Origin of the sequence: Halobacteriovorax sp. BALOs_7 (assembly GCF_003612895.1) — a bacterium.
Classification (GTDB): Bacteria; Bdellovibrionota; Bacteriovoracia; order Bacteriovoracales; family Bacteriovoracaceae; genus Halobacteriovorax_A; species Halobacteriovorax_A vibrionivorans.
Genome location: NZ_CP027772.1, coordinates 1,255,056 through 1,267,483, shown reverse-complemented (window position 1 = coordinate 1,267,483; position 12,428 = coordinate 1,255,056). Strand labels below are relative to the sequence as shown.

Sequence of the window (12,428 nt, the reverse complement as noted above, 5' to 3'; positions counted from 1 at the left end):
AGGATAATTATATGAGTGAAGTAAATATTGATATTCAACCAACTCCAAACCCAAATGCATTAAAGTTCATTTTAAATATGGACGTAAAAAAGAATGGGTCTTCTACTTTTAGAACTCCTATGGAGTGTGGAGAAGTAAACTTAGGTATTAATCTCTTTACAATTAGAGGTATCGATCAAATCCATTTTTTTGAAAATGTGATTACGATTACAAAATTTAATTATGAAGACTGGGAAGATATCGAAGAAAAAGTAGTGGAAACAATCAAGCATGATCTTCCAAATCACAATCCAGAGTTTGAAGAGTTTGACCCAGAAAAAGAAAGGCGTGAAAACCTTCCTAAAGAACTTAAAGATATCGAAGAAGTTCTTGATAGAACTGTACGTCAATACCTTCAGGCAGATGGTGGAGATATCCAAACTGTATCATATGAAGATAATATTCTACTTGTGAGATACCAAGGTGCTTGTGGAACATGTCCATCTTCAACAACGGGAACGCTTGAAGCAATTAAATCAACTTTGAGAGCAGAATATAATCCAGAGATTGATGTTTATATTGCTCCTGATTGGTAAGCGCACGCGGCATTGATTGGCCAAAGCCAATCAATAGGACGCGGCGCTAGGCCCCCATGTAAAAGAAATTAAAATAATTCAACAAGCCTGCGTTTATGCAGGCTTTGTTGCCTCAGGGCCAAAGAGAAAGGTTACGCAAAGGAAAAGCGATATTTTAGCGCAGCTAAAATAAGCCCCCCCCCTTAGCACATGAGAAATAAAAAAAGCATGGCACCAATAAAAGCGACATTTTAGCGCAGCTAAAATAAGCAACCCCTCTTAGCACATGCGAAACAAAAAGAGCATGGCACCAATAAAAAAGGACACCCACATGGGTGCCCTAAATAAAACAAACAAGAAGATTTTATGAATTGATATTGCTATCACTCATTTTCTATCTCTATATTATTAAATTCACAGAATATATAAATCTTCAAATCCTGACATTCTGACGTTTACGATGTCAGATTAACCAACAATAGAATAAATGATGATGAAGTGTAGAACAGCTGCCACACAAACAAAGAGGTGAAAGATCTCATGATAACCAAACCATTTAGCATTTCGGCCAGGCATTTTTAATCCATAGAATAACGCTCCAATTGTATAGAGCACACCACCAGTAATTAAGAGAACAATATTTGAAACGCCAAGCTTTGGCATAAGCTCTGAGACATAAGGCAATACCATATAACCTGGAATGAGATAAATAAGAGCACTTACCTTTTCAGGTAAATTTGGAAAGAAGATTGATTTTAAAATACCAATTGCAGCAACGGTCCAAATACTTATTAGAAGGGTTGATCCAGATTCACCGTTTAATACAAGCAATGTAATCGGTGTACACGTTCCAGCGATCATAACGTAGATAGCACTATGATCAAGTCGACCTAAAAGGTCTCTTTTACGAGGCTCCCAATGAATGCGGTGATAAAAAGCACTCACCCCAAGCATCATTAGTAGTCCAATTGAATAAACAATCGTCGATATATATTGAGTTGTATTTGCACTCTTTGCGATAAGTAGAGAACAGGCACCAAGGGAAACAAAGAACATTACCTGGTGTGACCAACCTCTTAATATGGGTTTTTGCTTTTCCATATAGAAAGCATACGCGGATACAATGTTCAATTAAAGCGATTAGCAAAGCTTTTACATTTATATTACAAACATTGAACAAGTGATTAGAACGGTTTCTATTTAACTAAATTTTGCTTGAATCAGTTTCTTTTTTACAACACCAAGAAGCTCACGGCACTCACCTTCTTCAAGCCCATAAAGTTTATGCGAAGGTTGAAGCTCTTTTGGTTCTTTATATTCATTTGAGAAACTTTGTAGTCGATTATTTAAATTATTTCTCAAAGTTCTCATTTGTTTTGGTGAGAAGTTCTCAAGATCAGCTAGTAGCTCTTGTAGTTTTTTTGACATTGGTACCTCGTGATTAAGCTATGCTTACGTAAAAGTCAGCTGGAACCATACATGGAAGTATTTAAAATTACTAGTTAAATACAAAAAAATGAAAAGAGTTAAGTTTTTTCCTCTAGACGCCGATTGTTTGATATGCCAAACTTATATTTAAGAGATCTAACAGGGGCCAAGGATATGATGATTAACAATTGCTACCGCCTACTATGCGAAATTACAAAGCTTGAGCAAAAAATTGAAGAAGTTCAATCATTGGCCAAAACACATGGCCTTGAGATTGATACAGATAAGTTACTTCAAGAATTAATCAATAAACAAGCAAGCTAACTAGGCCCAGTCTTTAGGGAAGTAATACTCCATCATTTTCTTATGCTCCGGCTTTTTGGGCTCATAGCGATAAGTAAACTTCACTCTTTTTGGTAGTGAAATTAGGATTGAGTCTGTTCTTCCATTAGATTTTAAACCGAAGTGAGTTCCTCGATCATGAAGTAAGTTAAATTCAACATATCGTCCACGACGGTGTAATTGGAAGTCTACATCTTCATCATCAAATTCCTCATCCATTCTTTTTTCAACGATTGGAAAGTATGACTTAATGAAATTTGAGGAAATCTCTTTAAACATGGCCAAGTCTTTTACAGGATCGCCAGAAAAGAAGTGATCATAAAAGAAGCCACCAATTCCGCGCATCTCGTCGGCACGGTGCTTATTAACGAAGTAATTATCACACTTTTCTTTCCACTCATCCCAATGGCCATATGGTTCACAAGCATCTTTCCAAACCTTGTGAAAGTACTCAAAATCATCTTCATGAGGATAAAATGGAGTTAGATCAGCTCCACCGCCAAACCAGACTTTTGAGCCCGCTTGAATCATACGGAAGTTTGCATGAGTTGTTGGAACTCTTGGGTTTGTTGGATGAATGATAAGAGAAATACCTGTTGCCCACATTTGATTATTATCACCGCCAATATTAGCAGCAAATTTTGGGTCAACTTCTCCAAAAACAAGGGATGTATTAACTCCTGCATTTTCAAATATTTCACCTTCAAAAGCACGAGTGATCCCGCCTCCTCCAGGGTTTCCAGCGAAGTCCTTGCGTTCCCATATATCTTCATTCAAGTTAATTTTTGTATCGATTCTCTTAAGTTCCTCACTAATTTGATTTTGTAAATCTTGAACGTGAGCGGCAAATTCGTTTTTTATATTTTCAATATCGAAAGACATAGCTAAAATCCTATATAGGTTATTTAAATTACTGAATTTAACATACCAAAATTTTATAAAAATGATAATTAATCAGGAGTAGAATTAATGCTTTATTACCACAACCCACGTTGTTCTAAAAGTCGTAAAGGACTTGAGTATCTTGAGTCAAAAGGAATCCAAGAAGGAGTTGGCTTTCGCGTGAAAGAATACTTAAAAGACGGTGTCGAGGAAAAAGAATTCCTTGATCTAATCAAGTACACAGGACTTGCACCACTTGATGGACTAATCAGAACAAAAGAGGCCCTATTTAAGGACCTAGGTCTTGCTGGTAAAGAATTAAGTGATATGGAATGGGCAAAACTAGTTCATGAAAATCCAAAACTTTTAGAGCGCCCTATTCTTGTCAATGATGATAAGAAAGCGGCCATTGGTAGGCCGGATGCCCATAGTTTTGATCCAATTATATAAATAGCTGAAAACTCATACTGTGGTGGCCCTCACCGCCACAGTTTCTTGTCATATCAAATATATAAGAAATCCCTAAGTCCCTTTATTTCTCAATATTTACGTATATTTAAGCTTAAGAAATAACTTTGAATTACGATAAGTATAAATGAGTTTAATTTGTTGGGGACGACGTCATGAAGCTATTAAAACAATTCATCATTTTTCAAATTGCACTAGTATTGAACTTGTCGATACTCAATGCGGCCGGTGACAAAGGTGTTGCTAAGGTTATGAAAAAAAGAGGGAAAGTTTTTATTACTCAGACAAAGAAAAAACTTAAGAAGGGAGACTGGGTTCCAGAAGGGGCCAGTATTACAACAAAGAGTCGAAGCTTTGTTAAATTGCTCTTCATTGATAAATCAAACCTAACACTTGGGGCCAACTCACAAATGGAAATTAAGCAATTTCCTAAAAAGAAGGCCGGAATTATTAATCTCGTAAACGGACAACTAAGATCAAAGGTTTCTAAGAACTATCTACAAATAGATAAGAAGAAATCAAAGCTTTTTATTAAAACGAAAACAGCGGCCATGGGTGTAAGAGGAACTGACTTTCAAGTTAACTACAACTCGAAAAACCAGAATACAACACTTATTACATTTGAAGGTGCTGTTGCAATGGGATCTCTTTCAAAGTTTAAAGTATCTGACTTTAGACAAGATCGCCTAGAAAAAGTTGTTTCTTCACCTACTTCCGTAATGGTTAAAAGAGGTCAGTTATCAGGAGTTATGCCTGCAATCGACTCAAAACCAATTGCTCCAGTTAAAATTAATAAAAAACAACTTAAGGCCCTTGAAAATAACGATGGCTCAAAAATGACAAATGCTAAGGATAAGAAGAATAAGAAAGCAAAGCCAATGGCAAGAAATATTATCCCTCCAGGAGTTGATAGCAAGAGCTTTAGTGCTTCAACTAATACAGAAGTAGCTGATCAGATGGCAAAAGTTGACAGCAGCATTAGAGGCCCTGCTAGTGAAGCAAAGAAAAAGAAGAAAATTCAAATTTCACAAGATACTCCTAAAGGCTCCTTAAAAGATGGTGGCTATGTTGATACGGAGAACGCACTTTATATTCCACCGCCAAAGAATGCAGCGATGGACCCAATGACAAATGAAGTAATCGTTCCTGTTCAAATGGGGAGTTTTGATAAAGAAACAGGTATGTACACAAATGACTACTATGAAGTTGATGAAAGCGGTAATTTTATCGAAAAAGAAGATGATTCATTAACGAGACTACCGGCTTCAACATCTACTATGGATACAACAAATTCAGACATGAAAGAAGTAACTAATGTATACGATGTCATGGACGAGCAAATGGACGATACAATGAAGATGGACGATACAACAATATCTCTTACTGATCCAAATCGAACGACAGCTTCAACAGAAGAAGATAAAATGATGGAAGATACGATGAGTGATCGTGACGATATGATTGAAACGACAAAGGACCCACTATCTTCAACAAATCGCGCTGTTATCCGTGTTATCTTAGAAAAGCAGCCATAAACCAACTAGAAAAATCAACTATAGGTCGCATTAAGTCTAATGCGGCCAAATTCCCTCTGTTCAACTGCCCTAATTATCAGTAAAATTAATTGGCAAGCACCTAAAATTATAATTAAAGTTAAAGGAATGACTTTGAAGAAATTATTACTTCTATCACTATTGAGCTGCTCTCTATTTGCTCAAGGCCTACAATCTATATATCAAGAATTTGAAAATGCTAATTACGAAGATGTAATAGAAAAGCTTAATGAAGAGCAATACAAGAAAAGACAAGATCAGAAATACTTAGGAGTAAGAAGTTATCTTTTAGGAGTCTCTCACGCTAGACTTCAAGACTTTGAATTGGCCATAAAATACTTTAAGGATGCATTAAAGAATAAGAATGACGCTAAAGAAATCTATTATGAATTAGGGCAGGCCCAATACGCAATTAATCAACTTGATGATTCCATTAATAACTTTAAAAACTCGATAAAAATAAAGTACAAAGTTGAACAATCAACCTATTACATTGCATATATCAATCAGCTTAAAGAGGATCTTCCACAAGCAAAGAAATACTACAAATTACTTTTAAAGAATAAAGATACTTCAATAGAGATGAAGCAAATTGCTTATTATCAAGTTGCCCTTATAAACTTAGATATTGCAAAAGGTACCAATAGAGCATCTGAAATTGTTGAAAAATACATCCTTCCAGATCTTTACCGTGCTATTAATATACTTCCAAATAGCTCCACTGCTGATGATATTGATAAGAGAATTTCGGATATAAGAAAAGAGTTCTATTTAGAAGAAGATAAACTTGTTAACGGTGCTCCCCTACCAAGTCAAAGACTAAACCTAGGTGTAAGTGAAAAGATTGCTTATGATAATAACGTGACGAGATCTGATGACCTTCCATCTTCAACTGGTACAAATAAAGATTCATTCTATTCTCAAACACGCTTTAATATTAGTAAGGCCTATAATTTTAAAAGAAGATATACGCTAACGCCTCGATTTGAACTTACAAGTACGACTTACTCAGACCGAAATGATACTGCTATTTTTTCAAATGATAGTTATAATATCACTCCAGAAGTCGACTTTTCTTTTGCCTATAAATATAAGAAGAAACCTGCTCGTTTTTTTCTAAACTACACATATGATTATCAGGCCAGAGATATTAATAGTGAAAAAGATAGACAATATACTTATCGATCAAATCAATTCAGCTTAGGTACAGAACTACCACATTTTGAAATTGGCAATACATCAATCTCTATTAAGTCTCAAAGTTTTAGTTACTACAACGACAGCTTAAACCGTTCATCAACAATTTTCTCAATCGATCAAATTATTAAAAAGAATTACGGTATCTTTATTCTTCTCTACCAATACGATATGAGTGATTACGAAAATAATGAGACACTTAGTACAAACTCACACTTATTTAGACTTGATTATCTCTATCCTGGAATATTTCCTAATACAACTTTAAATATTGGCCTTGCTGATATGCTTATAAGTTACGATGATGTGTCACAAGATGCGGCAAGAGGTCTTGAGAGTAACATTAGTTTCAATACAAAGTTCATTCGAGTCATTAATAGAAATCTATCTTTTAATGTTGAATACCTCTACACAAATAATATATCAGATGAAGATGCCAGTAATTATACGGCCCATCAAACATCATTTGAATTAAATTACGATTACTAAAATAGGTTTTTATGAAGAATATTGTTAAGAATATTGGGCTTTTTATAATTATTATCTTTTCATGTGTCAGTGTGTTCTTCTCACTTTACAGTAAAGACTATGAAGCAAAATGGCGTGATCTAACTTCATATGCATCATTTTTTGAAAACCGTTTCTATGACTTTAGAATGCTTCAAACAATGCATAAGAGAAAGCCACACCCAAAAATCATCCTAGCAGATATCGATGACGACTCGATTAAAAAATTAAACTCATGGCCAATCCCTCGAGCAAAATGGGCCGAAATGCTTAAGAAGTTACGTGGTTATGGAGCAAAAATTGTTGCATTTGATGTTTTCTTCTCGGAAGACTCAATGACATGTAATGGGCAAAACCCAGATGATGACCTCGTTGCAGCTATCGAGTATTTTCAAGAAGTACCAAATAATAGAGTTATTCTTCCATACAATCTACAAGTCGGAGGAACTGAACATTACACATCAATTCCAGATGATCTTTATATTTTTGCTCTAACGACAAAAGTTGGAGGGGCAAATTATGAGATGTATCCAACATTTATCTCAGACTCAGTCTATCCTCTACAAAAGCTTATTGATGCAGAAACCTCACTTGGTTTTATTGAAGCAACAGCAGATACAGATGGTGTTATTAGACATTATAAAGCACTCGCCTTCCCTTACGGTGAAGTTCATGTTCCATCATATGGACTAACTGCCTATATGCACTGGATTGGGGAATTTGACGAATACGATGATCCATCAAAAATGGATAAAATCTTTAAAACCCAACTTGATCTTAGTACCGCCGGTGGGAAGCCCATTTTAAAAACAAAGAAAGGCGATATTGAATTAAATCTCAAAGGTGAAACAAAGGTACGATGGACAGGTGGAGAAGAAACCTACAAGCGTATTCCAATTTATGACATTATCACAAAGGATCCAAATGATGAGGAGCTAAAAAACTTATTTGAAGATGCTCTCGTCTTTGTGGGTGCAACTGCTTATGGTGCACACGATTTAAGAAATACGCCAGTTCACCCAATGCTTCCAGGAGTAATGGTTCATATGAACTTTGCTCAGATGCTTATTGATGGTTATTATTTTAAACCATTTAAAGAGTCGGCTAAACTATCTTGGCTGCTACTTATTATTTCAGTTATTATTCTTCTATTAGTTCAATTAAAAGAAAATCCAATTTATGACTTGGCCATCTTAGTTGTACTCGTAACGGTATTATTTTATGCAGATACTTATTACTTTGTTGAACAAGGATATGAGACAAAATTATTTTGGTGCTTCTTTGCGCTAACAATGTGCTATGGATGGAATACCATAGTAAATTTCTACATGGCCAATCAAGACAAGGCCTTTCTAAAGAATGCATTTGGGAACTATATTTCTCCAGAGTTAATCGATGAAATGTATGAATCAGGTCACGCACCGACTCTTGGTGGTACATCTGGAATTAGAACCGCCTACTTCACAGATATTCAGGGCTTCTCAAGCTTTTCTGAAAAGTTAAGCGCAACTCAATTGGTTGAATTACTAAATGAATACTTAACAGCAATGACTGATATTCTCTTAGAAGAAAAGGGAACTCTCGATAAGTATGAAGGAGATGCTATTATCGCTTTCTTTGGTGCTCCAATGGAATTACCTGATCATGCCCAAAGATCATGTATGGTGGCCCATCGTATGCAAGAGAAGCTACTAGAGCTTCGAAAGAAATGGGTCTCTGAAGGAGATAAATGGCCAAAGATTGTTCATGATATGCGTATGAGAATTGGTATTAACTCTGGTGATATTGTGACAGGAAATATGGGATCCGCTTCACGTATGAATTACACAATGATGGGAGACTCTGTAAACCTTGCAGCGAGATTGGAAGAGTCAGCAAAGCAGTATGGTATCTTTACTCAAGTTGCCAAAGAAACAGTTGAGATGGCCGGTGATAAATTCCTATGGAGAGAACTTGATACAATTAAGGTTGTAGGAAAATCAATTCCTGTAACGACATATGATCTCCTTGGGCTTAAAGAGACTGCTCCTGACTACCTTAAAGAACTATCAGAGAAATTCTCTGCTGCAATTTTATTATATAAAGCACAAAAGTGGGATGAGGCCATTGAATTATTCAAGGTAACTCTTGAATTAGAGTATATGCGTTTTCCTGATCTAAAAGGCGTAAAGACAAATCCTAGTGAGATTTATATTAAGCGTTGTGAGGATTATAAGAAACTTCCACCGCCACCAGAATGGGATGGGGTTTTCACATTAACTAGTAAATAAAAAAGGCCCATTTAATGGGCCTTTCATTATACTAATTCTTTTTCATATAATCATAGTCAATTTTAATACTAACTTCTTTTAAGTCTATTTGTGTCTTAGGATACGATTTATTGATAAACTTAACTTTATACTCTCCTAAAAGTGAAGGTCTTGCATAGAATTGAGATGCCTCATTTTCAGATAAATCTTCACCAATTAATCTTTCAAGAAAAGAATAATTTAACTTTGATGGCTCAAGGACACTGTGATGTCCTGAAACAGTATCAACACTAACTCCCCATTCATAAGTTCTTTCTTGTCCGAGCTTATATGTAATTCCGTTTTTTTCTATAATATGATCATTGCCATGTTCTATAGTTAAGAGAAACTTAGAAATGGATTGATCGCTATAAGAATCATTGAAGTCTGTATCAATTTTTACATCACGAATCTTTAAATTTTCTTGCCCTGAGAAATGGTCTTTTATTGAATACAGATTAAGAAAGATCTCATTACCTTTGTTTAATTCTCTAATCTGAGCTTCATTGAGATGGATAGTAGTTGAATCATTAATTAACTCTTCGCTTCGTAATGAATTAATTGATTTGAAAAATATTTTTGAGAGATTATCCTGATTTAACCTATAGTAGGTCATTAAATCAGAACTCTCATTGCCATCATTCATCAATATATCATTTTCCATTATTTCAATAATAGAACTCAGAGACTCGTAAAAGCCAACTTCTTCATTATTGAATAAACGATATTGATACGAACTATACAGATTGTAGTTATAAAAAAGGATTCGATATTTAGCATCATCAATAATACTTTCAAAGTCCTGACCGAGTAAAAAAGTATTTCGCTCCAATAAGAGAAACTTTTCATTGGAAATGTTAGCAATTTTATTAAAGCCTTCATTAATATCTGACATTATTTTAGATACTCTTGAATTTATTTGGCGTACTTTTTGAGCTGCACTTTTTCTATTTTCGAGAATATTTTTTAATAATAGGGTTAACTCATTAAACATCGGATCAGTTTGCTGAAGACGTAAGATTTCCTTTTCTACTTCATCTTTTGGATAAGAGATTTTTCGATATGAATTAATTTCTGCAAGAGTATTTTCAACGATAGGATAAGCGAACTTAGTAATATCTTTCATATATGTTTTTAATATCTTATTTCTTTCCTCTCTCTTATTTTCTTCATCTAATTTATCACGAAGTACACTATATCTAATTTTTTGAAATCCATTGTTCCAATCTTCTTTAGACTTAGCAATTGTTGGTTCGATCTTTTTTACAGCTTTATAAAGGCCACTTACATTTTTAATAGTATCGCTGAGACTATTAGAATCAATCCCTTTATCAATAAAACTCGTCAACGCCTCTACGGAGGCTCCCAATGCAGGTTTTCCAACAGGGATAACTGAAGCTACAGTTGCAATTGATTTTAAAACTTTAGACAACTTCGCTTTTCTTCTTCTATCTATTATATTATCTCTCGCTCTTTGTTCAATAATAGCTTGAACTCTGAGCAGTTCAGCAGTAAAGACTTTTTCGTCTCTTCTTAACTCATCAATCAACGTATTAACATCTGGTATTTGCCACAGAAGTTTTGGAATTTGATTATTACTCTTTTCAAGTTCCTTATATATTGAATCCTGTAAGTTTGATAAGATTCGTACTTTATCTTTGGTGTCAAGCTTCTTACTCTTACTTAAAGTCGCAAAATAAATTACCTCTAAAGCATTTAATAACTCATTTTTATAGATAGAGGTTGATGTCTCTAGGCTAATTAGAGGTACATTATTTAAAGGATTACCAAAATAGTTATTACCAAGATTGAGGTTTTGAAGATTTGATAAAATCGAAAGACAATGATTAGTTCGTACCACGTCCTTTGATGTAAAATCAGTGCAAAACTGTGATAGTTTTAAGAAGTAAGAGTGTGCTTGAACAACATGATTTCCAAGAAATAAATCCTTACCATACTTTATTGCATTAGCAAGATATCCATTTGTTAGCCAGTGATCACCTAAGGTAGTTTCTAATAATTTATAACGGCCATCATTTCCAAACTCTCTTTTGGCATTTGGTGAATCAATATCTTTTCCTGGCCTAAACTCTTTAATCTCACGCTGTCTAAGTTTACCACTCACCCAGTATTCATGAATTGCAGGATTAGGAAGTCCAGCAGCACCACCTTTATAGTCAGGAGCTCGCTTACCTGATTTCCCACCAACACTTGTAAAATACTTTGATTCAATTGAGATACTGCTTAATAGATTCCCTCCATCTCCACCAATACCAGGCCTTCCACCTGATACAGCATCTCCACCATCTTGTGGCCATTGCTTTTTACCAATCTCTTTATCCACTCTTACACTTACAGGTATCGTAAAAAATCGATTTGGATTTCGAGGATTAATATCTTCAACGATCTGTGTTGCGTATTGCTTATAAACAACACCATCTCCTAAATCGTTAAGACCAGGGATTGATCCATTTCTCCCATCTTTACCAGGGCCAGCATCTTGGCCTTTTCCACCAACTAAATTAAAGATAACTCTTTCATGTCCCCTAATATCGAGCTTAGAAATATTTAACTTGATATCACCTGCTTTTAATCCCTTTCTACCATCTTCAAAGCTGTTAGCATTATCTGGGAGAAATGTTGGTGTTGTTGAAAGAGAACCAAGAGGGCCTATGATAAGTTTTTTTGCATTAATTGTAACATTTGTCGAAGGAAGCCAAATTTTAGAATTAATGACAACTTCTTCAGCATTAATTTCAAGAATTTTAATATCAAGATTATTGGCCAAATAAGTATAAAGTCTATTACCTTCATTAATGACAAGTTTTATACCATTAAGCTTTGCGTATCTTGGACCTTCTTTAAATTCAATATTATTAAATTGACTTGTATCAGAGACTCTTTGATAACTAAAATCGACGTATTTCAAGTCTGAAGTATTTTTAATACTAAATCTCTTACCAATAAAAGGTATTGCAGAAGGAGCTAAGACTGACGTACTAAGCTGGACATCATCTTGAGATGAACGATTATTATCTTCACTACTTTGTGTATTCTCATTATCATTTGAGATAGTTGAAACTTCATTAACTTGATAAGTATTCTTATCTCCGCAAGAAATTAATAATAAAATAGCAATGATAGATATAATCTTCAAAGTAGCCTCAAAAATATTTGTATATATGAAAATGTACATTAATGAGGAACCC

The 12,428-nt window shown here is 34.7% G+C and carries 10 protein-coding genes; 6 read left to right on the top strand and 4 right to left on the bottom strand.

Translation table 11 applies throughout. The annotated features are described in order from the left end of the window. Positions 1–11 precede the first annotated feature (11 nt). A complete protein-coding gene (locus BALOs_RS06230; RefSeq protein ID WP_114706278.1) occupies positions 12–575 on the top strand; it encodes a NifU family protein in 564 nt (187 codons plus the stop codon). A 447-nt stretch (positions 576–1,022) separates the two neighbouring features. On the opposite strand, the gene BALOs_RS06225 is transcribed toward BALOs_RS06230, so the two are convergent. Both BALOs_RS06225 and BALOs_RS06220 read right to left on the bottom strand, forming a co-directional pair. Then, positions 1,023–1,655: a hemolysin III family protein gene (locus BALOs_RS06225; RefSeq protein ID WP_114706279.1), complete on the bottom strand. Its 633-nt coding sequence runs from the start codon at positions 1,653–1,655 to the stop codon at positions 1,023–1,025. A 99-nt stretch (positions 1,656–1,754) separates the two neighbouring features. Then, positions 1,755–1,982, bottom strand: a complete 228-nt coding sequence (locus tag BALOs_RS06220; RefSeq protein ID WP_114706280.1) for a hypothetical protein — start codon at positions 1,980–1,982, stop codon at positions 1,755–1,757. A gap of 132 nt (positions 1,983–2,114) precedes the next feature. Between BALOs_RS06220 and BALOs_RS06215 the strand changes: the two genes are divergently transcribed. Beyond that, on the top strand, positions 2,115–2,306 hold the full coding sequence (locus tag BALOs_RS06215; RefSeq protein WP_120404628.1) for a hypothetical protein: 192 nt from the start codon (positions 2,115–2,117) through the stop codon (positions 2,304–2,306). Here the strand turns inward: BALOs_RS06215 and hemF are convergent, their stop codons facing one another. Beyond that, on the bottom strand, positions 2,307–3,206 hold the full coding sequence (hemF, locus tag BALOs_RS06210; RefSeq protein WP_120404627.1) for an oxygen-dependent coproporphyrinogen oxidase: 900 nt from the start codon (positions 3,204–3,206) through the stop codon (positions 2,307–2,309). An 87-nt stretch (positions 3,207–3,293) separates the two neighbouring features. Between hemF and BALOs_RS06205 the strand changes: the two genes are divergently transcribed. From BALOs_RS06205 to BALOs_RS06190, 4 genes are all read left to right on the top strand, one after another. Then, positions 3,294–3,656 carry an ArsC/Spx/MgsR family protein gene (locus BALOs_RS06205; RefSeq protein ID WP_114706282.1) on the top strand — a complete coding sequence of 121 codons (363 nt, stop codon included), beginning with the start codon at positions 3,294–3,296 and terminating at the stop codon, positions 3,654–3,656. A gap of 173 nt (positions 3,657–3,829) precedes the next feature. Then, positions 3,830–5,209, top strand: coding sequence for a FecR domain-containing protein (locus tag BALOs_RS06200; protein ID WP_120404626.1), 1,380 nt, complete (start codon positions 3,830–3,832; stop codon positions 5,207–5,209). 132 nt (positions 5,210–5,341) lie between these two features. Beyond that, positions 5,342–6,913 (top strand): hypothetical protein, encoded by a 1,572-nt coding sequence (locus tag BALOs_RS06195; protein ID WP_120404625.1) that lies wholly within the window; start codon positions 5,342–5,344, stop codon positions 6,911–6,913. A gap of 11 nt (positions 6,914–6,924) precedes the next feature. Next, on the top strand, positions 6,925–9,201 hold the full coding sequence (locus tag BALOs_RS06190; RefSeq protein ID WP_120404624.1) for an adenylate/guanylate cyclase domain-containing protein: 2,277 nt from the start codon (positions 6,925–6,927) through the stop codon (positions 9,199–9,201). Between the two features lie 31 nt (positions 9,202–9,232). Here BALOs_RS06190 and BALOs_RS06185 read toward each other — a convergent pair whose 3' ends face one another. After that, positions 9,233–12,376 (bottom strand): hypothetical protein, encoded by a 3,144-nt coding sequence (locus tag BALOs_RS06185; RefSeq protein ID WP_120404623.1) that lies wholly within the window; start codon positions 12,374–12,376, stop codon positions 9,233–9,235. Between the last annotated feature and the right edge of the window lie 52 nt (positions 12,377–12,428).